At 48.3% G+C, this 20,181-nt stretch carries 33 protein-coding genes; 31 read left to right on the top strand and 2 right to left on the bottom strand.

What is annotated here, in order from left to right:
• Positions 1 to 18: 18 nt before the first annotated feature.
• The 28 genes from rpsQ (at position 19) to PVA01S_RS18625 (ending at position 16,541) form a co-directional block, all read left to right on the top strand.
• Positions 19 to 282, top strand: coding sequence for a 30S ribosomal protein S17 (gene rpsQ, locus PVA01S_RS18490; protein ID WP_054797089.1), 264 nt, complete (start codon positions 19 to 21; stop codon positions 280 to 282).
• 41 nt (positions 283 to 323) lie between these two features.
• Positions 324 to 692: a 50S ribosomal protein L14 gene (gene rplN / locus PVA01S_RS18495; protein WP_054797090.1), complete on the top strand. Its 369-nt coding sequence runs from the start codon at positions 324 to 326 to the stop codon at positions 690 to 692.
• A gap of 94 nt (positions 693 to 786) precedes the next feature.
• Positions 787 to 1,140 carry a 50S ribosomal protein L24 gene (gene rplX, locus PVA01S_RS18500; RefSeq protein WP_218029647.1) on the top strand — a complete coding sequence of 118 codons (354 nt, stop codon included), beginning with the start codon at positions 787 to 789 and terminating at the stop codon, positions 1,138 to 1,140.
• A 32-nt stretch (positions 1,141 to 1,172) separates the two neighbouring features.
• Complete coding sequence (rplE, locus tag PVA01S_RS18505; RefSeq protein WP_054797111.1) at positions 1,173 to 1,715, top strand: 50S ribosomal protein L5; 543 nt, start codon at positions 1,173 to 1,175, stop codon at positions 1,713 to 1,715.
• A 49-nt stretch (positions 1,716 to 1,764) separates the two neighbouring features.
• A complete protein-coding gene (locus PVA01S_RS18510; RefSeq protein ID WP_113022649.1) occupies positions 1,765 to 1,950 on the top strand; it encodes a type Z 30S ribosomal protein S14 in 186 nt (61 codons plus the stop codon).
• Between the two features lie 33 nt (positions 1,951 to 1,983).
• Positions 1,984 to 2,382: a 30S ribosomal protein S8 gene (gene rpsH, locus PVA01S_RS18515; protein ID WP_054797092.1), complete on the top strand. Its 399-nt coding sequence runs from the start codon at positions 1,984 to 1,986 to the stop codon at positions 2,380 to 2,382.
• 31 nt (positions 2,383 to 2,413) lie between these two features.
• Positions 2,414 to 2,956 carry a 50S ribosomal protein L6 gene (gene rplF, locus PVA01S_RS18520; RefSeq protein ID WP_127608819.1) on the top strand — a complete coding sequence of 181 codons (543 nt, stop codon included), beginning with the start codon at positions 2,414 to 2,416 and terminating at the stop codon, positions 2,954 to 2,956.
• A gap of 64 nt (positions 2,957 to 3,020) precedes the next feature.
• Entirely contained in the window at positions 3,021 to 3,389 is a 369-nt protein-coding gene (gene rplR / locus PVA01S_RS18525; protein ID WP_127608820.1) for a 50S ribosomal protein L18, read from the top strand.
• A 29-nt stretch (positions 3,390 to 3,418) separates the two neighbouring features.
• Positions 3,419 to 3,916: a 30S ribosomal protein S5 gene (gene rpsE, locus PVA01S_RS18530; protein ID WP_127608821.1), complete on the top strand. Its 498-nt coding sequence runs from the start codon at positions 3,419 to 3,421 to the stop codon at positions 3,914 to 3,916.
• A 10-nt stretch (positions 3,917 to 3,926) separates the two neighbouring features.
• Complete coding sequence (gene rpmD, locus PVA01S_RS18535) at positions 3,927 to 4,115, top strand: 50S ribosomal protein L30 (protein ID WP_127608822.1); 189 nt, start codon at positions 3,927 to 3,929, stop codon at positions 4,113 to 4,115.
• Positions 4,116 to 4,148: 33 nt separating this feature from the next.
• Complete coding sequence (gene rplO, locus PVA01S_RS18540) at positions 4,149 to 4,589, top strand: 50S ribosomal protein L15 (protein WP_054797097.1); 441 nt, start codon at positions 4,149 to 4,151, stop codon at positions 4,587 to 4,589.
• Positions 4,589 to 5,890 (top strand): preprotein translocase subunit SecY, encoded by a 1,302-nt coding sequence (gene secY / locus PVA01S_RS18545; protein ID WP_054799670.1) that lies wholly within the window; start codon positions 4,589 to 4,591, stop codon positions 5,888 to 5,890. The genes rplO and secY overlap by 1 nt, the downstream gene beginning before the upstream one ends.
• Positions 5,891 to 6,059: 169 nt before the next feature.
• Complete coding sequence (locus PVA01S_RS18550; protein WP_127608823.1) at positions 6,060 to 6,710, top strand: adenylate kinase; 651 nt, start codon at positions 6,060 to 6,062, stop codon at positions 6,708 to 6,710.
• A complete protein-coding gene (gene map / locus PVA01S_RS18555; RefSeq protein WP_127608824.1) occupies positions 6,710 to 7,462 on the top strand; it encodes a type I methionyl aminopeptidase in 753 nt (250 codons plus the stop codon). Before PVA01S_RS18550 ends, map begins: the two co-directional genes overlap by 1 nt.
• A 6-nt stretch (positions 7,463 to 7,468) precedes the next feature.
• On the top strand, positions 7,469 to 7,777 hold the full coding sequence (locus tag PVA01S_RS18560; RefSeq protein ID WP_054797098.1) for a KOW domain-containing RNA-binding protein: 309 nt from the start codon (positions 7,469 to 7,471) through the stop codon (positions 7,775 to 7,777).
• A gap of 2 nt (positions 7,778 to 7,779) precedes the next feature.
• The gene (gene infA / locus PVA01S_RS18565) at positions 7,780 to 7,998 is read left to right on the top strand and encodes a translation initiation factor IF-1 (protein ID WP_009676800.1); all 219 of its coding nucleotides are present in this window, start codon (positions 7,780 to 7,782) and stop codon (positions 7,996 to 7,998) included.
• Positions 7,999 to 8,157: 159 nt separating this feature from the next.
• Positions 8,158 to 8,271: a 50S ribosomal protein L36 gene (gene rpmJ / locus PVA01S_RS18570; protein ID WP_003333770.1), complete on the top strand. Its 114-nt coding sequence runs from the start codon at positions 8,158 to 8,160 to the stop codon at positions 8,269 to 8,271.
• Positions 8,272 to 8,286: 15 nt separating this feature from the next.
• Positions 8,287 to 8,655, top strand: coding sequence for a 30S ribosomal protein S13 (gene rpsM / locus PVA01S_RS18575; RefSeq protein ID WP_127608825.1), 369 nt, complete (start codon positions 8,287 to 8,289; stop codon positions 8,653 to 8,655).
• A gap of 21 nt (positions 8,656 to 8,676) precedes the next feature.
• Complete coding sequence (gene rpsK, locus PVA01S_RS18580) at positions 8,677 to 9,072, top strand: 30S ribosomal protein S11 (RefSeq protein WP_013921137.1); 396 nt, start codon at positions 8,677 to 8,679, stop codon at positions 9,070 to 9,072.
• A 127-nt stretch (positions 9,073 to 9,199) separates the two neighbouring features.
• Positions 9,200 to 10,144 (top strand): DNA-directed RNA polymerase subunit alpha, encoded by a 945-nt coding sequence (locus PVA01S_RS18585; RefSeq protein ID WP_054797101.1) that lies wholly within the window; start codon positions 9,200 to 9,202, stop codon positions 10,142 to 10,144.
• Between the two features lie 18 nt (positions 10,145 to 10,162).
• Complete coding sequence (gene rplQ / locus PVA01S_RS18590) at positions 10,163 to 10,531, top strand: 50S ribosomal protein L17 (protein WP_054797102.1); 369 nt, start codon at positions 10,163 to 10,165, stop codon at positions 10,529 to 10,531.
• Between the two features lie 107 nt (positions 10,532 to 10,638).
• Entirely contained in the window at positions 10,639 to 11,415 is a 777-nt protein-coding gene (gene truA, locus PVA01S_RS18595; RefSeq protein ID WP_127608826.1) for a tRNA pseudouridine(38-40) synthase TruA, read from the top strand.
• A gap of 132 nt (positions 11,416 to 11,547) precedes the next feature.
• Positions 11,548 to 11,985: a 50S ribosomal protein L13 gene (gene rplM / locus PVA01S_RS18600; protein WP_054799668.1), complete on the top strand. Its 438-nt coding sequence runs from the start codon at positions 11,548 to 11,550 to the stop codon at positions 11,983 to 11,985.
• Between the two features lie 18 nt (positions 11,986 to 12,003).
• A complete protein-coding gene (gene rpsI, locus PVA01S_RS18605) occupies positions 12,004 to 12,396 on the top strand; it encodes a 30S ribosomal protein S9 (protein ID WP_054797104.1) in 393 nt (130 codons plus the stop codon).
• 212 nt (positions 12,397 to 12,608) lie between these two features.
• Positions 12,609 to 13,301: a phosphoadenylyl-sulfate reductase gene (locus PVA01S_RS18610; protein ID WP_054799667.1), complete on the top strand. Its 693-nt coding sequence runs from the start codon at positions 12,609 to 12,611 to the stop codon at positions 13,299 to 13,301.
• Positions 13,302 to 13,345: 44 nt separating this feature from the next.
• The gene (sat, locus tag PVA01S_RS18615) at positions 13,346 to 14,521 is read left to right on the top strand and encodes a sulfate adenylyltransferase (protein WP_054799666.1); all 1,176 of its coding nucleotides are present in this window, start codon (positions 13,346 to 13,348) and stop codon (positions 14,519 to 14,521) included.
• A 73-nt stretch (positions 14,522 to 14,594) separates the two neighbouring features.
• The gene (gene cwlD / locus PVA01S_RS18620; RefSeq protein WP_127608827.1) at positions 14,595 to 15,356 is read left to right on the top strand and encodes an N-acetylmuramoyl-L-alanine amidase CwlD; all 762 of its coding nucleotides are present in this window, start codon (positions 14,595 to 14,597) and stop codon (positions 15,354 to 15,356) included.
• A 66-nt stretch (positions 15,357 to 15,422) separates the two neighbouring features.
• Positions 15,423 to 16,541: an Mrp/NBP35 family ATP-binding protein gene (locus tag PVA01S_RS18625; protein ID WP_127608828.1), complete on the top strand. Its 1,119-nt coding sequence runs from the start codon at positions 15,423 to 15,425 to the stop codon at positions 16,539 to 16,541.
• 23 nt (positions 16,542 to 16,564) lie between these two features.
• Here the strand turns inward: PVA01S_RS18625 and gerD are convergent, their stop codons facing one another.
• Entirely contained in the window at positions 16,565 to 17,281 is a 717-nt protein-coding gene (gerD, locus tag PVA01S_RS18630; RefSeq protein WP_127608829.1) for a spore germination lipoprotein GerD, read from the bottom strand.
• Positions 17,282 to 17,419: 138 nt separating this feature from the next.
• Here gerD and PVA01S_RS18635 point away from each other — a divergent pair, with 138 nt between their 5' ends.
• Positions 17,420 to 18,019, top strand: a complete 600-nt coding sequence (locus tag PVA01S_RS18635; protein WP_127608830.1) for a KinB-signaling pathway activation protein — start codon at positions 17,420 to 17,422, stop codon at positions 18,017 to 18,019.
• 19 nt (positions 18,020 to 18,038) lie between these two features.
• Here PVA01S_RS18635 and pdaB read toward each other — a convergent pair whose 3' ends face one another.
• Positions 18,039 to 18,824, bottom strand: a complete 786-nt coding sequence (pdaB, locus tag PVA01S_RS18640) for a polysaccharide deacetylase family sporulation protein PdaB (protein WP_054799664.1) — start codon at positions 18,822 to 18,824, stop codon at positions 18,039 to 18,041.
• A 119-nt stretch (positions 18,825 to 18,943) separates the two neighbouring features.
• On the opposite strand from pdaB, the gene PVA01S_RS18645 reads away from it, so the two are divergent.
• Complete coding sequence (locus PVA01S_RS18645; protein WP_127608831.1) at positions 18,944 to 19,555, top strand: stage II sporulation protein M; 612 nt, start codon at positions 18,944 to 18,946, stop codon at positions 19,553 to 19,555.
• A gap of 184 nt (positions 19,556 to 19,739) precedes the next feature.
• Positions 19,740 to 19,958, top strand: coding sequence for a hypothetical protein (locus PVA01S_RS18650; RefSeq protein ID WP_054797107.1), 219 nt, complete (start codon positions 19,740 to 19,742; stop codon positions 19,956 to 19,958).
• The last annotated feature ends 223 nt before the right edge of the window (positions 19,959 to 20,181 follow it).

The raw sequence follows: 20,181 nt of genomic DNA on the forward strand, positions 1-20,181 counted from the left end.
TGAGAGGAGGATCTCGCAATGGCTGAACGCAACGAGCGCAAAACGCAAGTGGGCAAAGTCGTGAGCGACAAAATGGATAAAACCATCGTTGTTGCTGTAGAAACTTACAAAAAACACGATTTGTATCACAAGCGCATTAAATATACGAAGAAGTTCAAAGCGCATGATGAGAACAACGAAGCTAAAATCGGCGATGTTGTAAAAATCATGGAAACTCGTCCGCTCTCCAAGGATAAACGTTGGAGATTGGTTGAAGTGGTTGAAAAAGCGGTTATCGTTTAATATATGCATCTGGCATCAATTCCGGAAGGAGGGAATACACAATGATTCAACCATTTACTCGATTGAACGTAGCTGACAACTCTGGTGCGAAGTCGCTGATGTGTATCCGTGTGTTGGGTGGTACGGGTCGTCGTACAGCTAACATTGGCGATTTGATCATCTGCTCGGTGAAAGAAGCAACACCAGGCGGCGTTGTCAAAAAGGGTGACGTTGTTAAAGCTGTAGTGGTACGCACGAGACGCGGTGCTCGTCGTAAGGACGGATCCTACATCAGCTTTGACGAGAATGCAGCGGTTATCGTAAAAGAAGATAAGAGCCCGCGCGGCACACGTATCTTTGGACCGGTAGCTCGTGAACTTCGTGACAGAGACTTCATGAAAATCGTTTCTCTGGCGCCTGAAGTTATCTAATTGATCGAAACAGATGCTGGCTTTCAATCGAAAGCCTAAGATTTTTCTTACGAAGCGGTTTTCTAACGAAAGCCTGTAGGAGGTGTAAATCCAAATGCCAAAACAACCGAAAAAACTCGAGTCCCACAACAATAAATTGCACGTCAAGAAAGACGACACGGTTTTTGTTATCACAGGTAAAGACAAAGGGAAGAAAGGCCGCGTAATCGCAGCTTACCCGCGTCAAAACCGCGTGCTGGTCGAGGGCGTAAACATGATCAAGAAACATGCGAAACCTTCGCAAGCAAATCCGCAAGGCGGAATTCTTACGCAAGAGGCTCCAATTCACGTTTCCAACGTGATGCTGGTTGATCCGAAAAGCGGCCAACCGACTCGTATTGGTTACAAAGTATTGGATAGCGGTAAAAAAGTTCGCGTTGCGAAAAAATCCGGCGAGATTATCGATTAATTGAGAAGGTAAGAAAGGAGGTACACAAACTCATGGCAGCAAGAATGAAAGATCGTTTTCTGAACGAAGTTACACCAGCGTTGATCCAAAAGTTCAACTACACCACGGTTATGCAAGTTCCGAAAATCGAGAAAGTGGTTATCAACATGGGTGTGGGCGAAGCGGTTTCCAACTCCAAAGTGCTTGATACCGCCGTTTCCGATCTTCAGTTGATCGCCGGTCAAAAACCGGTTATCACAAGAGCGAAAAAATCCATCGCAGGCTTTAAACTGCGTGAAAATATGCCAATCGGCGTGAAAGTAACGCTGCGCGGCGAGCGTATGTATCACTTCCTGGACAAACTGTTCAACGTGGCCCTTCCGCGCGTACGTGACTTCCGCGGCGTATCCACGAAAGCTTTCGACGGCCGCGGTAACTACACGCTTGGCTTGAAAGAGCAGCTCATTTTCCCTGAAGTTGAGTATGACAAAGTGGACAAAGTCCGCGGTATGGACATCGTAATCGTCACAACGGCGAAAACAGACGAAGAATCCCGCGAATTGCTGACGCAGCTCGGCATGCCGTTCGCGAAATAATTAGCTTACGATACGGGTTTCACTGGAACCTATGGAGGTGTTAACGAGAGTGGCAAAAACTTCGATGAAGATTAAGCAGCAGCGTGCTCCGAAATTTAAAGTGCAGGCATATACGCGCTGCGAACGCTGCGGTCGTCCCCATTCGGTATTGCGTAAATTCAAAATTTGCAGAATTTGCTTCCGCGAATTGGCATACAAAGGTCAAATTCCTGGCGTTAAAAAAGCAAGCTGGTAAAACTCAAAGTTTCGGGAAGGAGGTTTACAACACATGGTTATGTCCGATCCAATTGCAGATATGCTTACACGCATTCGCAACGCTAACGTTGTTCGTCATGAGACTGTGGAAATTCCGGCTTCGAAGATCAAGCGCGAGATCGCTGAGATCCTCAAGAAGGAAGGCTTCATCCGTGACGCTGAATATATCGAAGACAGCAAGCAAGGTATCATTCGCTTGTTCCTGAAATACGGCTCCAACAATGAGCGTGTTATCACAGGATTGAAAAGAATCAGCAAACCAGGTCTTCGCGTTTATGCGAAAAGCCAAGAAGTACCTCGCGTACTGGGCGGCCTCGGCATCGCGATTCTCTCGACGTCCAAGGGCGTTATGACAGATAAAGAAGCTCGTCAATCGAAAGCTGGCGGAGAGGTTATCTGCTACGTTTGGTAATATCGATTTTTAAAGAACGGAGGTGCACAACATGTCCCGTATTGGTCGCAAACCAATCACGATCCCTAGCGGAGTTAACGTAACACTTGACAACACATTGATTACGGTTAAAGGACCGAAAGGAACTTTGAGCCGTGAACTGCACAAAGATATGAAAGTAAGTGTTCAAGAAGACGTCATCAACGTAGAGCGTCCTTCTGACAATAAATTGCATCGCTCCCTTCATGGTACGACGCGCAGCGTCGTTCAGAACATGGTGAGCGGGGTAACTGACGGTTTCGTCAAAAATCTCGATCTCGTTGGCGTAGGTTACCGTGCGAACAAATCCGGCAACAAGCTGGTTTTGAACGTTGGTTACTCTCACCCGGTTGAAATCGAGCCGGCAACTGGCATTGAGTTCGAAGTGCCAACCAACACGAAAATCATCGTAAGAGGAATCGATAAAGAGCTGGTCGGTGCTACCGCAGCTAAAATCCGTTCCGTACGTGAACCTGAGCCGTATAAAGGCAAAGGAATTAAGTACGAAGGCGAACGTATTCTTCGTAAAGAAGGTAAAGCCGGTAAGAAGAAATAAGGCAGCTTAAGAGTCTAAGCTGAACCGATTGCTTCGACATCGATCTCGAAAGGAGTGACCTCGAATGATTACTAAAAGCGACAAGAACAAAGCGCGTTTGAAAAGACATCTTCGCGTTCGTAAGAAAATTCAAGGAACGGCTGAGCGCCCGCGCCTCAACATTTTCCGTTCTTCCAAGCATATGTACGCTCAATTGATCGACGATGTGAAGGGCGTAACAATCGCTGCTGCTTCCACACAAGATAAAGAGCTGAAAGAAGGCCTCGGCAACGGCGGCAACGTAGACGCAGCAGCTAAAGTCGGTTCTTTAATCGCAGAACGTGCGAAAAAAGCCGGCGTTGTGAAGGTCGTTTTCGACCGCGGCGGATACTTGTACCATGGTCGTGTTAAAGCACTTGCAGACGCTGCTCGCGAAGCAGGTCTTGAATTCTAAACCAATCTACACATAAGGAGGTAAAAGACTTGCGTATTGATCCCAATACTTTAGAGCTGACTGAAAAAGTCGTTCACATTAACCGCGTTGCTAAAGTTGTAAAAGGCGGTCGTCGTTTTAGCTTTAGCGCACTTGTTGTTGTGGGCGATGGCAAAGGTTGGGTAGGCGCTGGAATCGGTAAAGCTTCCGAGGTACCTGATGCGATTCGTAAAGGTATCGAAGATGCTAAGAAAAACCTGATCCATGTTCCTATCGTCGGAACAACAATTCCTCACCTGGTGACCGGACATTTTGGCGCGGGTAGAGTTCTTTTGAAACCTGCTTCCAAAGGTACAGGAGTTATTGCAGGCGGTCCGGTTCGTGCGGTGCTTGAGCTGGCGGGCGTAGGCGACATCTTGACGAAGTCGCTTGGATCCTCGAACTCCATCAACATGGTTAACGCTACACTGGAAGGCTTAGAGCGCCTGAAGCGTGCGGAAGATGTTGCTAAGCTTCGCGGTAAAACCGTAGAAGAACTTTTAGGTTAGGAGGGATACCATGGCTAAGCAATTGCAAATTACCCTCAAACGCAGTCTGATCGGCCGTCCTGAGACACAACGTCGTACGGTTACGGCACTTGGACTTCGCAAACTTCATCAATCGGTAACACAAGCAGACAATGCGGCAATCCGCGGTATGGTCAGCCAAGTGAATCACCTGGTCGAAGTTAAAGAAATCGAAGCTTAAGATTTGAACATATAGCTAGAGGAGGTGCAAACGATGAAATTGCATGAACTTACTTCTGTCCCTGGTTCCCGTCAATCCCGTAAGCGTGTAGGCCGCGGTATTGGTAGCGGCATGGGTAAAACGTCAACTCGCGGTCATAAGGGTCAAAATGCTCGTTCCGGCGGCGGTGTTCGTCCTGGTTTCGAGGGCGGTCAAAACCCGCTTTATCGTCGCTTGCCAAAACGTGGATTTACCAACCAGTTCCGCAAAGAGTATGCAACTGTAAACGTTGAGGACTTGAACAAGTTCGCAAGCGGTACGGAAGTCACTCCTGAGCTTTTGATGGAATCCGGCGTTGTTAAAAACCCGTTGAGCGGCATCAAAATTTTAGGAAACGGCGAAATCACGGTTCAACTGAATGTAAAGGCGAGCAAATTCTCCCAATCTGCGGTAGAGAAAATTACAGCTGCCGGCGGTAAAACCGAGGTGATTTAATGTTCCGTACCATATCCAATATTATGAAAGTAGACGATCTGAGGAAACGGATCCTGTTCACGCTGCTTGTGTTGATCGTCTACAGAATTGGTGCTTTTATTCCGGTACCTAACATCAACACAGAGATTCTAAAGCTTCAAGATCAAGCCAGCACGAGTGGAGTGTTCGCGTTGTTGAACACTTTCTCCGGTGGTGCGCTGTTCCAATTTTCGATCTTCGCGATGACGATTACACCGTATATTACGGCATCGATCATCGTTCAGCTGTTGTCGATGGATGTCATCCCGACGTTCACCCAATGGGCCAAAGAAGGCGAAGTGGGCCGCAAGAAGCTTAGTCAAATTACCCGTTACGGGACCATCGTGTTAGGGCTTATACAAGCATTTAGTTTTGCGATCGGTTTTAACCGGCTTTACACGGGTCTGGTTATTAACCCGAATTTCACGACATATGCTTTAATCGCCATCGTGCTCACGGCTGGTACAGCATTTCTGATGTGGTTAGGGGAACAAATCACCGAAAATGGCATTGGAAATGGTATTTCCATTATCATCTTCGCGGGTATTGTCGCTGCGATTCCGACAGGTATCGGCCAAATTTACCAAACGCAATTTGCCGATGCCGGAGATGCGCTGTTCCTTAATATTCTTAAGGTGCTGATCATTCTCATCGTCGTTATCGCGTTGATTGCCGGTGTCATTTTCGTTCAGCAAGGAGTTCGTAAGATCCCTGTTCAATACGCTAAACGCGTAGTCGGACGTAAAATGTTCGGCGGACAATCCACGCACATTCCGCTTAAAGTGAATGCTGCGGGCGTTATTCCCGTCATCTTCGCGTTGTCGCTGCTTGTATTCCCTCCAACCATTGCAAGCTTTTGGAGAGGGAATGGCGTCGCGGAATGGATCATTACAAACTTGAGCCATACGGCACCTCTCGGCATGGTACTGTACGTTCTGCTGATTATCGGCTTTACGTACTTCTACACGTTCGTGCAGTTTAACCCTGTACAAATGGCCGAGCAGATGAAAAAGAACGGCGGATACATTCCAGGCATTCGCCCGGGGAAAAACACGGAAGTGTACTTTACCCGAGTGATGACTCGAATCACCCTTTCCGGTGCGTTGTTCTTGGCCGCGGTATCGATTATTCCGATGATTTTCGCCGCAATCGCCGGTTTGCCGCAGTCGGTTCAAATTGGCGGTACTTCCTTACTTATCGTAGTCGGTGTAGGTTTGGAAACGATGAAAACCATCGAAAGCCAATTGATCAAACGCCATTACAAAGGCTTCATTAATAAATAGCAAATAGGTTCTGATAGTGAACTCATATAATACCTATGACGCTGACGAACCAACGTTCATCGGCGTCGCATGGGTTGAAGGAAATTCACGGTAACGCGAATTTGATGAGAGCTATCGGCACCTATTGTGCTGTTAGCATCGAACGATGCAAGTGGGGGAGGAAGTCACGGTGAATATCATCTTTATGGGGCCTCCTGGTGCAGGTAAAGGAACGCAAGCGGAACGAATCGTTGATGAGTTCCAGATTCCGCATATCTCCACCGGTGATGCATTCCGGCTTGCCATGAAGCAAGAAACGCCGCTTGGCGTCGAAGCTAAGAAGTATGTCGATCAAGGGTTGCTTGTACCGGATGAGATCACGATCGGTATTGTCCGTGATCGAGTGTCTCAGCCAGATTGCGATAAAGGATTTTTACTCGACGGATTTCCGAGAACGATCTCTCAAGCCGAAGCGCTTGACGGGATTGCCGCGGAACTTGGCAAAAGCATCGATCATGTGATTAACCTCGCGGTCGATCGCGATTTGCTGCTCGCCCGTTTGACGGGTCGTCGTATTTGTAAATCTTGCGGTGCAACGTATCATGTCTTGTTTAACCCACCTGCGCGTGACAATGTTTGCGACAAATGTTCGGGTGAATTGTATCAGCGTTCGGATGATACCGAAGAAAAAGTAGGGACTCGTTTGGACGAGTATATCAATAAAACCGCTCCTCTTCTGGAGTATTATCGTAACAAGGGAATATTGCGTGAGGTTAACGGTGAGCAAGAAATTAACACGGTCACTGCACAAATCAGTTCACTATTGCGAGGGCAAGCGTAATGATCATTTGTAAATCAGCAGCTGAACTGGAGTTCATGCGCGAGGCGGGCCGTATTGTGGCCGAGACGCATCGTTTGCTGCAAAAAGCCATTCAGCCCGATATTACAACGAAAGAGCTCGATCAGATCGCAGAAAACTTTATTCGCAGTCAGGGTGCAATTCCATCTTTTAAAGGCTACAATGGTTTTCCCGGAAGCATCTGCGCTTCGGTGAATGATGAATTGGTTCACGGTATTCCCGGTCAGCGCAAGCTGAAAGACGGTGACATCATCAGTATCGACATCGGTGCTCAATATAAAGGATATCATGGCGATTCCGCCTGGACATATGGCGTCGGCACGATCTCCGAAACGGCGAGCAAATTGCTCGACGTCACGGAACGCTCGTTGCTCGCAGGGCTGGCAGTAGCCGGACCCGACGTCAGGCTGTATACGATATCCAATGCCATTCAAAGATGCGCAGAGAATGAAGGATTTTCGATTGTTCGAGAGTATGTAGGTCACGGCATCGGAACGGAGCTCCATGAGGAGCCGCAAATACCGAACTATGGCATCGCCGGTCATGGACCGCGCTTGAAGCCGGGGATGGTGCTTGCGATCGAACCGATGGTTAATGTGGGTGAACGTTACGTCCGAACGCTTGAAGACAATTGGACGGTGGTCACGGTGGATGGCACACTGTGCGCACATTTCGAACACACCATCGCCATAACGCAAGACGGTTACGAGATTTTAACGTTGCCTGGTGCTTAGAAGCGGATGGAACCAACGAATGAACCTCATATCGGACAAATCGTAAGGGTGAATCGGGGACGGGATTCCGGGAAGTACGCCGTCATAATCGGCGTCGTAGACCAACGATACGTGTGGATTGCAGACGGCGGCAAACGGAAATTCGATGAACCTAAGAAGAAAAATCTCATTCATCTCGAGCTTCTTCCGGCAATTAGCTCCGAAGTGGCCGACAGTCTCCGCGAGACGGGCCGAGTTACCAACGGAAAGCTTCGATTTGCTTTGACTCAGGCAGTGAACCATTTATCGCACGATGCGCAAGAGAAAGGAGAATGACTGTGGCCAAAGAAGATGTAATTGAAGTTGAAGGTACAGTGATTGAACCTCTTCCGAATGCAATGTTCAAGGTAGAACTGGAGAACGGTCATAAGATACTTGCTCATGTATCCGGAAAAATCAGAATGCACTTTATCCGCATTTTGCCGGGTGACAAAGTGACGGTTGAACTTTCGCCGTATGATTTGACCAGAGGCCGTATAACCTATCGTTTTAAATAGATGAACTTGTAGCAAGAGAAGTTAAACCATATGCTTACGAAGCAGCTTTCCTCGCGGAAAGCTGAGCAAAATCCTTACGAAGTCAGTTTTCCTGCGGAAAACTAAGACCATGCTTACGAAGCAGCTTTCCTTACGGAAAGCTTTGAGGAGGTAACCACCATGAAGGTTAGACCGTCGGTCAAACCGATTTGCGAAAAATGCAAAGTCATTCGCCGCAAAGGCAACGTTATGGTAATTTGCGAAAATCCGAAACATAAACAAAAACAAGGCTAAGGAGGTGCTCGTTTAATGGCACGTATTGCTGGTGTAGACTTACCCCGTGACAAACGCGTGATCATCGCTTTGACTTACATCTTCGGGATCGGCAACACAACGGCTGCGAAAATCGTCGCTCAAACCGGTATCAATCCGGACACTCGCGTTCGCGATCTGACAGAAGACGAAGTGAGCAAAATCCGCGAGGTTATCGACAAAACGCTGAAAGTGGAAGGCGACCTGCGTCGTGAAATCTCGTTGAACATCAAACGTCTGATTGAGATCGGATGTTATCGTGGCGTTCGCCACCGCCGCGGCTTGCCGGTTCGCGGTCAACGTACTAAAACAAATGCTCGTACGCGTAAAGGTCCTCGTCGTACGGTAGCGAATAAGAAAAAATAGTAAAGGGGGGTAACGCTTAAAATGGCTAAACCTAAAAAAGTAGTTCGTACGAAACGTCGCGATCGGAAAAATATCGACAGTGGAGTAGCTCATATCCGCTCTACATTCAACAACACGATTGTTACCATCACTGACCCGCACGGAAATGCGATTTCTTGGGCAAGCGCCGGTAACCTCGGTTTTAAAGGTTCCCGTAAAAGCACTCCGTTCGCCGCACAAATGGCAGCTGAGTCTGCAGCGAAAGCGGCAATGGAGCATGGGATGAAGGCCGTAGAGGTCATGGTTAAAGGACCAGGTGCAGGCCGTGAAGCAGCGATTCGTTCGCTTCAAGCTGCAGGTCTTGAAGTAAACCTGATTAAAGACGTGACTCCGATCCCTCACAACGGTTGCCGTCCTCCGAAACGTCGTCGTGTCTAATCCAGGATCGCTAAGCCCGGGTGGTATAAATATCCAAATGGTGTCTATACTATTTGGATAGGTATACTGCACGTTTTATGCGTCTTAAGTTATCCAGAAGGAAACGACGTTTGAAGGAGGGTTTACAATGATCGAAATCGAAAAGCCGAAAATAGAAACCGTATCATTAAGTGATGACGGCACATATGGCAAATTTGTCGTGGAGCCTTTGGAAAGAGGCTATGGAACTACGCTCGGCAACTCATTACGCAGAATATTGCTGTCTTCCCTTCCGGGTGCGGCGGTTAATTCCGTTCAAATCGACGGCGTCCTGCACGAGTTCTCCACGGTTCCGGGTGTCATGGAAGATGTTACGGAAATCATCCTGAACCTTAAAGGCTTGTCGCTTAAGATCCATTCCGATGAGGAAAAGGTTCTTGAGATCGACGCCGAAGGTGAAGGGGCTGTTGTGGCTGGCGATATTCGCGGCGATAGCGATGTGGAGATCTTAAACCCGGATCTGCACATTGCTACGCTGTCCTCCGATGCACGGCTTCACATGCGAATTCATGCGAACCGCGGCCGCGGATACGTATCGGCAGACAAGAACAAGAGAGAGGATCAGCCGATCGGCGTGATTCCGATCGATTCGATCTATACTCCGATTACTCGTGTCAATTACAGCGTAGAAAATACGCGCGTCGGCCAAGTTACCAACTATGACAAACTCACACTTGAAGTATGGTCTGACGGCAGTATTCGACCGGAAGAAGCGGTAAGCTTGGGCGCCAAAATCTTGACGGAGCATCTGATGCTCTTCGTCGGTCTGACCGATGAAGCGAAAGACGCCGAGATTATGGTTGAGAAAGAAGAGGACAAGAAGGAGAAAGTACTCGAGATGACGATCGAGGAACTCGACCTGTCCGTTCGTTCTTATAACTGTCTGAAGCGTGCCGGCATCAATACGGTACAAGAATTGATTACGAAAACGGAAGAAGATATGATGAAGGTCCGCAATTTGGGACGCAAATCTCTCGAAGAAGTTCAAGAAAAGCTCGAAGAGCTCGGACTTGGACTAAGAATGGAAGATTAACAGAAGGAGGTTGCACAGATGGCTGCATACAAAAAGTTAAATCGTGACTCCAGCTCGCGTAAAGCATTGTTTCGTGACCTGGTAACCGACTTATTTATACATGAGCGCATTCAAACGACAGAAGCGAAAGCAAAAGAGTTGCGTTCGATCGCAGAAAAATTGATCACGTTGGCTAAACGGGGAGATCTTCACGCTCGTCGTCAAGTCGCTACTTTCGTTCGTCGTGAACAAGCGAACGAAAATCAAGACGCGATTCAAAAACTTTTCTCCGATTTGGCTCCTCGCTACGCTGAGCGTCAAGGCGGATACACACGTATCCTGAAGCTTGGACCGCGTCGCGGTGATGCTGCGCCTATGGTTTACTTGGAACTGGTTGACCGGGCATAAGAGAAAAAGGTTGTGAAAGGGTGGACGGGATCTTTTGATTCTGATGAAACCCTTTTTTTGTACGTATGTGCGCCTTGATTCCAGTCCCAGTTCACGGAGGGCTCGTCGTGAGAAATATTTGCATGACGGTAAGCTACGATGGAACGTCTTACAACGGCTTTCAATCGCAGCCAGGACTAAACACGGTACAAGACCGACTTGAGCGTGCCATTGCTTTACTGGCGGGCGAAGAGGTCAAAATAACGGCATCCGGACGTACGGATGCCGGGGTGCACGCACGAGGACAGGTGTTTAACTTTCTAACATCTTCCCAAATTCCGCTGAACCGTTGGTGCATGGCCATTAATGCCAGACTTCCGGATGATATACGGGTTTGGGATGCGAGGCAGGTAGCGGACGATTTTCACTCCCGGAGATGGGCCAAGCGGAAAACGTATCGTTATTCGATACGCGTCGGTAAGTATATGGACCCGCTAAGACGTCATATGGAGTTTTATCACCCTACAGCGCTTCGCATAGACGCGATGAGAGAAGCGCTGACCTACGTAGAGGGCGAGCATGATTTCACTTCTTTCTGCTCCATCAGAACGGTGGCTCCGAGCCGTATTCGAACGATATACGAAGCGCGGCTGGAGACAGAAGAGGCGGACAAGCACCTGCAATCCAGCGTGTTCCATATTTATTTGACCGGGAACGGTTTTTTATACAATATGGTTCGGATCATTGTCGGGACGTTGATGCAGATCGGTGAAGGCAAGCGGGAAGCTTCGCACATGAAAGCGATTCTCGAAGCCAGAAATCGCGGTTTGGCCGGTCCGACGGCAATGGCGCACGGTCTTATGCTGTGGGAAGTTTTTTATGAGGATTCGCCGATAATTACTTGATTCCTTGGATGGGATATAGTATATTATTAGATGGTGTTTCTTTGACTGGCTACCCCACGGCCCCGGGTCTTGAAACCGATGAATAAGTATATGAATGAATGTGATGAAGATAGATCTAGGAGGAACATTTACATGCGTACCACATATATGGCGAAGCCAAATGAAGTAGAACGCAAATGGTACATCATCGATGCGACCGGCAAAACGCTTGGCCGTCTTGCCAGCGAAGCGGCTGCCATTTTGCGCGGCAAACATAAACCTGAATTTACTCCGCATGTGGACACTGGCGATTTCGTTATTGTCATCAACGCTGAGAAAATTCACCTGACAGGCAAAAAGCTCCAAAACAAAAAATACTATCGTCACTCCCTGTATCCGGGCGGTTTGAAAGTAGCTACCGCACAAGAGCTTCTGAATACGAAGCCTGAGCGCGTATTGGAGTCGGCGATCCACGGCATGCTTCCGAAAAACCGTTTGGGCAGCCGTCTGAAAACAAAGCTTAACGTATATGCCGGTTCGGAACATCCGCATCAAGCACAACAACCTGAAGTTTGGGAACTTCGCGGTTAATAAAGGGAGGACTGTCTTGTGGCACAAGTACAATATTATGGCACCGGCCGTCGTAAGCACTCGGTAGCACGCGTACGTTTAGTACCGGGCGAAGGCCGTATCGTAATCAATAAACGCGAGCTGGACGAATACTTCGGCTTGGAAACATTGAAACTGATCGTAAAACAACCGTTGAACTTGACAGAGACGTTGTCGAAATACGACGTTTTGGTTCTTGCTCATGGCGGCGGGATCTCCGGACAAGCCGGCGCGATCCGTCACGGAATTTCCCGTGCGCTTTTGAAAGCAGATCCGGAATACCGCGGTCTTCTGAAAAGAGCCGGATTCCTGACTCGCGACCCTCGTATGAAAGAGCGTAAAAAGTACGGCTTGAAAGCCGCTCGTCGCGCTCCTCAGTTCTCGAAACGTTAATTTGCAACAGCAAAGCCTTTCCGATTATCTTCATCGGAAAGGCTTTTTTCAATCCCATCTTGCACCGTTTAGGCAAATCCCTAATATGATGCAAAATGGCGAAGTACAAAAATTTTAAATTGACAAAAAGTCCGTATCAATTATAATTATTAATAAATCACTAAAATCTTATTATTATACTCGGGATTATCTCGCGGGAGGTTCATCAGACTATGAATTTGTTTGAAAAAGAAGCATTGATTACTAAAGCTGCCGAAGAATTTGAGAACAAGACTCCACAGGAACTTTTAGCCTGGGCGGTAGAAAGATTCCCGAATATCACCTTAGCCTGTAGTTTCGGAGCTGAAGACGTCGTCCTCGTCGACATGCTCCAAAAAGTTAGTCCGAAGACGGACATTTTCTACCTGGACACGAATGTGCACTTCAAAGAGACCTATGAAACGCGTGACCGTTTGCAGCAGCATTACGGCCTTGAATTCGTACAAGTACTGCCGAAACTGACGCTTGAGGAGCAAGCTGCCGCGCATGGAGATCAACTTTGGAAAAACGACCCGACTCAATGCTGCAACATTCGTAAAGTAGAACCGTTGACGGACATCTTGAAAAACTACGACGCCTGGATCACCGGCATTCGCCGCGATCAAGCGCCAACACGCGCGAATGCGAAGAAAGTCGAATATGATGTGAAGTTCGGACTGGTGAAGTTTAACCCGCTGGCCGATTGGACCTCTGAAGACGTATGGAACTATATTCGCTCCAACAACATCATATACAACCAACTGCACGACCAAAACTACCCTAGCATCGGTTGCGAGCATTGCACCAAACCGGTAGCGCCAGGCGAGGATCCGCGAGCAGGCCGTTGGGCGGGCTTCGAGAAGACCGAGTGCGGTCTGCACAAATAACGTATACTTAGAATAACGATCATTCGGCAGGAGGAAGCGGAATCATGGGAACAACGATACAACCGCATGGCGGCACGTTGATTAATCGTGTTGTAGACGGCGGCGAAAGAGAACAGCTTTTAAACCGGGCGGCAGGACTGCATCAGCTGCGCATTAACACTTGGGCTATTTCCGATCTGGACTTGATCGGTGTCGGTGCTTTTTCGCCCTTAACCGGATTTATGGTTGAGCAGGATTATCATTCGGTCGTAGAGCGCATGCGACTGGCCGACGGGACGGTTTGGAGCATCCCCATCACGCTGGGCATAGATGAGAAGGAAGCTGCATCGCTGCAAATCGGCCAAGAGGTTGCCCTTGTAGGCGAATCTGACGGTATTACGTACGGACTCATTAAGGTAGAGAGCATCTACCAAGTCGATCAGAACCACGAAGCGGTCAAAGTCTTCAAGACCGACGACCCGGCTCATCCGGGCGTGCAGAAGCTTTTCACCAAGCCGTCCACTTATATCGGGGGTCCGGTTCAAGTATTGAATCGTCCGAAGCCGGAAAAGTTCGAAGATTTTTACTTCGATCCATCGGAAACTCGCCGTATTTTCGCAGAGAAAGGCTGGAAGACGGTTGTCGGTTTCCAAACGCGTAATCCGGTTCACCGGGCGCATGAATACATTCAGAAAAGCGCCATGGAGATCGTCGATGCGCTGTTCCTGAATCCGCTAGTCGGGGAAACGAAGTCCGATGATATTTCCGCTGAGATTCGGATGAAAAGTTACTTGGTTCTCTTGGAAAACTATTATCCGCAAGACCGCGTGTTTTTGGGTGTGTTCCCTGCCGCTATGCGCTATGCGGGACCGCGTGAAGCGATCTTCCATGCTATGGTTCGCAAAAACTACGGGTGCTCGCACTTTATCGTCGGCCGGGACCACGCCGGCGTTGGCGATTACTACGGCACCTACGAAGCACAGGAAATTTTCAGCAACTTTACGGCTGAAGAGCTTGGGATTACTCCTTTGTTCTTCGAACATAGCTTCTTCTGCACCAAGTGCGGCAACATGGCCTCCAGCAAAACATGCCCGCATCCGTCATCGGATCATCTGCATCTTTCCGGTACCAAGGTTCGCGCGCTGCTGCGCGACGGTCAATGTCCGCCGCCGCAGTTCACCCGTCCGGAAGTGGCGGAAGTGCTGATCGAAGGCATGAAAGAGCCTGAGTATCAGGTATAAGCATAAGGTATAATTGTCCACCTCGTCCCATATAGATGAAAGAGAGTCTATGGGAAGGCGAGGTGGATTTTTCATGTTCCGAAGAAGAAAGAGGGTCGTTGTCTGGCTAACCATGCACAGCGGGCTGAAAATCGTCATGTCCGCGCTGCTAGTGGCGTTAATGCTATTTATGTTTACATATGAACTGCCCGCAAGCAAAACGTGGACCTACTGGACGACGCCCCTTTCCGGCAAAATCATCGCCTTGGACCCGGGACATGGGGGACCGGACGGAGGCGCTAGCAGTAAGGAAGGCTTGGTGGAGAAGGAAGTGAATCTGGCGATAACGCTTAACTTGCGCGATTATTTGCAACAAGCGGGGGCGTTAGTGGTCATGACGCGAGAGGACGATCGCGACTTGGCCGATCCTTCAACCAAAGGGTACAGCAAAAGAAAAACCGAAGACCTGCTGAACCGTGCACAATTTATTTCACAGCAAAAGGCTGATATGTTCATCAGTATACATATGAACGCCATCCCTTCGACGAAATGGACTGGGGCGCAAACGTTTTTTTATCGAGGTAATCATGCGGATAACCATACCCTTGCCACATTGATTCAGGAAGAGATTAAGAAAAATTTGAAAAATACCGATCGGATCGCGAAACAAGCGGACAAGGAAATTTATTTGCTGAAAGCAATGAAAATCCCGAGCGCGCTAGTAGAAGTCGGATTCCTTTCCAACCCGGCCGAAGCCAAACAGCTTGGAGATCCGACGTATCAGAAGAAGGTAGCCGCATCGATATACCAAGGCATCATTCGTTACTATTCCGGTGAAAAAGTGGGAAGCCCATAAAAATGTGGTATAATAGCCTCAGTGTATCGATCCATTAAATTTGAATAGAACGGCTGAGGTGACACTGTGCTGACCAGAGAACAATTACTTGCATCGGCAAGCGAACTGCGAGATCCTGTTTTCGGACTCGGGCTTGTCGAATTGAACTTTATTCGCGATATGATGGTGAAGGAAAACCAAGTATCGGCTACCGTGCTTCTGTCGGTAGAGGACGCTGCTTATAAGAATCGCCTGCAAGAACAAATCACCCAGGCGTTCAAAGGCAGTGGAGCGGACCATGTGCATTTACGCTTCCGTCAGATCTCGGACTTTGAACGCAGCGAGGCGGAACGTAAGCGTCCCGCGAACGATCACATCGAGCAGTCACAGCCTGCAGCGGCGCCTAACACCCCGTCACCCGGCGTCAATGTGTTGGATCCGCATTCAGGTGTAACATTCATCGCAATTGCCAGCGGAAAGGGCGGTGTCGGAAAATCAACCGTAACCGTTAATTTAGCGGTAGCGTTGGCTCGCCTCGGGAAGAAGGTCGGTCTAGTTGATGCCGATATATACGGCTTTAGCGTACCGGATATGATGGGCATCGAGGATCGTCCGCAATTGGTCGATAATCGAATCATTCCCGTCGAACGCTTTGGCGTTAAGGTCATTTCCATGGGATTTTTCGTTGAGGAGAACACGCCGGTCATTTGGCGCGGACCGATGCTCGGCAAGATGCTGAGGAACTTCTTCAATGAAGTCGAGTGGGGCGAACTGGATTACTTGCTGCTTGATTTGCCGCCGGGTACCGGAGATGTAGCGCTCGACGTTCACCAGATGATTCCGCAGAGCAAGGAGATCATCGTGACGACGCCTCATGCGACGGCTGCTTTCGTAGCGGCCAGAGCGGGCGCTATGGCCCTGCATACGAATCATCAAATTCTCGGTATCGTCGAGAACATGTCCTACTACTCCTGTAGTGCTTGTGGACAAAAGGATTACGTATTCGGTCGCGGCGGCGGCGCAAAATTGGCGGAAGAGCTTCATGCCCCGCTGTTGGCGCAAATCCCGCTCGGCGTACCGGACAACCATGTAGCCGAACCGGATTACTCGCCGTCCGTATATAAAGCGAATAGTGAAACCGGACGTATCTATTTGGAAGTTGCCGGCCGTGTTATCGATGGAATTAATAAAGAAGGATCGGCGTAACCGCCGATCCTTTTTCGCGTAAGTTATTGCTGCTGCTTTTTTTTCTGGCCTCCGGAATCGTTAGAGTCATCTTCACCGTCTTTTTGGTCATCGGAGCCGCCTTGCTCTTCTCTGCCATCCCCACCTCCGCTGTTACCGCCGTTCTGGCCCGCTTGTTGTGCCTCCTGCTTCGGCATCGATTCCTCTTGAAGCACCTTCTTCATCAAGTCCATCAGCTCAAGCCGAAACAGCGGGCTTTGCAGCGATTCCTGGATGACTGTCTTTACTTGCGTCCGGTAGGGAGTCGTTTTCATCGTATCCAAAAGCATCGTTTCGAAATCCGGGCTTTTCATGGCATCAAGCATCTGCTTCTGATATTCGGGGTCCTTCATCAGATCTTTTTGAAGTTTCTTCGTATCTTTTTCGATCGCTTTGGCGAATTGGCCGGCGAATTTCGGATCGCTGATCATGTTTTTCAGAAACTGGTTGCTTTGCGTATCGACAAGCACATCTTTAACGGCCAACTGCAGCTGTTGGGTATCACCGGCCGATAACAGCTGCAGTCTGCTGTTCTCATGAATAGTCGCTTCTTGAATGGCTTTTCGACCATCTTCGGTTTTTAAAATATCGAGAACCATCGATTTGGTGTCTTTGTAGGCATTTCCGTTGGCGCCTGAAGCTTGAGTATCCGATCCACAGGCTGTCAAGAGGCCGGCGATCAGGACAGCGGGTATTAAGTAACGGCTCCGTCGCGTTCTCATCCGGTCAAGCTCCCTTCAATTGGTTTAAGCGTAGTATTCGTCACAAGGTATTCATTTAACACAAATGTCGTTAGCATTTTATTGTGAACGTTGGTAGAATTAACTGTTGATACGACTAGTGATGGAGGTTAAACGAAAGTGACGATAAGAAAATGGTTTTACTTGTTCTGGACAACTCTGGTTGTCGGAGTTGTGGTTGGAACACTTACCGGTCTTACGATGCAGTTGACCGATCAGGAAGCGGTGTTAAGCGGCAAATCGATCAGTCACACGCTCATTGTTTCCTTATTGGTCAGCGCGACCTTTAGCGTTCTCAGTCAAATGGGCTTTTTCGCTTACTTAATCGTCCGGTATATTTTTATGGGCATGATGCCCAAGAAGTGGATATGGGATTACCTGCAAATCATCCTGATTGTCATCGTACTGATCGACCTTGTTTATTTGCGATATACGAGTGCGGAAGGTGAAGTATCATTCGTACCGTACCTCTGGCTTCCCCTATTTATTACAGTTGTTTCGTTCGTTGTCGCTTGGTTCAAGGTCAGGTGGACGAATCCGTCGGCATGGATTCCGACCTTGTTTTTTATGATCGTCGTCACGGCGCTGGAAGCTCTGCCTGCGATTCGCGAGGATGATGCGGCCTCAACCATTTTTATGATTATCCCGCTGCTGGCTTGTAATGCATGGCAAATCTTAATCCTGCAAAAAGTATTGCAAACAAGCAAAGAGCCGCAGTAGCGGCTCGTCAATTCGTCCATTAATCGATGCGTTTCATCGTTTGATCTTCGACCGGAGGCTTGTTGTCGACTTGCGTTTGCTTCATTAATTGACTGACGGTGACGAATTCGTAACCTTTTTCGCGAAGCTTGTCGATAATAACAGGCAGCGCTTCATGCGTTTCTTTACATGAATCGCTCGCATGCATAAGTACAATATCGCCGGGATGTGCTTTCGTAACCACACGGTTGACAATGTTTTCAACACCGGGATTTTTCCAATCGAGCGAATCGGTATCCCACTGAATAACCGTGTAATTCAACTCGTTTGCAATACGCAGCACGCGCTTGTCGAAGTCGCCGTTCGGCAACCGGATTAAATTCGGATTTTTCTCGGTTACTTCGCTGAGAATAGTATGAGCCGTTTTGATTTGGGTGCGGATCTCTTCATCGCTAAGGCTGCTGTAATTCACATGCTTATGACCGTGGCTGCCGATTTCCCATCCGGCCTTAACGATACGCTTTACGATGTCCGGATGGCTTTCGCTCCAGGGCGAGGATAAGAAGAAGGAGGCATTCTTCACCCCTTTATCCTCCAGCACCTTCAGAATCGGTTCGGTCCGTTTATCGCCCCAGCTGATATCAAAGGTCAATGCGATGAGCTTCTTTTCTGTAGGCACGTTGTATACCGCGGCAGGCTCGTTTTGCGAGAAGACCGAGACATTCCCGCGCTCAGAGTAAATAATGCCGGCCGCAAATAGGACCGCGACGCAAATGATGAGGGCTTGCTTCAACTTTTTACCGTTCATAACATAAAAGAAGTTCACCGGATTGGCCTCCTCTGCCCGTTGCCTATCCATTCATGTTCGAAAGAAAGGCTTGTTTACGTTCTTAGTCTAAATGTATGCTCGTACCACTAACTTATGCCCGATAGGGAGGATTCCGAATGAACTTTAAACAAGCTTTGGTGCAATTGGGTAATCTGAAACACTACTTGATTGCCTCAGCGCTAGTGTTTTTCGCATCGATGTTGATGGGGGCGTACGACCCGGGACGCTTTCAATTTATGATCGATTTCGGCATCGAAGCGATTAAGAAAATTGCTCAGGACGCGGTCGAACAACCGAATGCACAGTTGTCGTTATTTTGGACAATCTTCTTAAATAATGCCAGAGCGGCTCTGCTGGTCATCGTTAGCGGCGCATTTTTCGGAATCTATCCGTTGTTTTTGCTTGTCATGAACGGCATTTTGTTAGGCTATGTATCCGCTAATGTAGCCCAGCAGGACTCGCTCTTTAGCGCCGTAAAAGGTATTTTGCCTCACGGGATTTTGGAGCTGCCTGCGATTATCGTAGCCTGTGCGTTAGGGCTCCGTTTCGGCATTTTGGCGGCCAAATGGCTCATTTCATTCGCAAGTCCGACTCGGAATAAGCTCGTATCGGATCAATTTAAAATCTATTTCCGAACAGTCGTTCCCTTGAGCATACTCATTGTAGTTACTCTTTTGATTGCAGCCCTCATTGAAAGCACAATTACGTTCTCGCTTGTTCAAGGTTAAAAAATATCGATTCCTACACTCATAAAAATGCCCAAAACTGTGCATAACAGTAAAGCGAGTGAGGCGTTTTGAGGTAATGGTATGCTGCAATAGGCGCCGAGACTCACTTGGTCTTAGCTCTATTGCGGTATACCTTTTTTGCGTCTCACGATTTCCGATTCGGGAAAGGAGTCCAACTTCAATCATGCTAGGATTTTTATTTAACGAACGCGAATGCAGAGAATTGGATTACGTCTTGCGCAAGGAACTCGACGAAATGTTGTTCGATTTGAATGATAAGCGAATCGATGCTGATATTAAGATTGCCATCGAGTCCAGATACAAAATTATTTTCAGAATGTATGCACGACTGGCTTCTCCGAAGGAAATCTCCAGGTATGCGCGTAATCGGATGTACCATTAAACAAACATTAGACTTAGGCTTGACATGATCCAGATGGATATGATATTTTATTACTCGTTGTCGAATCGGAAGCAAGCATGATGAAATCCGGTTGAAACTGGAAAATAAATAATGCTTGCAATCGACTAGGCACATGTGGTATATTATAAAAGTCGCCGCTAAACGAAGCGACAATAAATGACAAAGAAGAAATGGCGTAACGACGCGGCTTTGTCAGTCAATT

This window comes from Paenibacillus validus NBRC 15382, from assembly GCF_004000985.1.
In the GTDB taxonomy this organism is placed as follows: Bacteria; Bacillota; Bacilli; order Paenibacillales; family NBRC-103111; genus Paenibacillus_G; species Paenibacillus_G validus.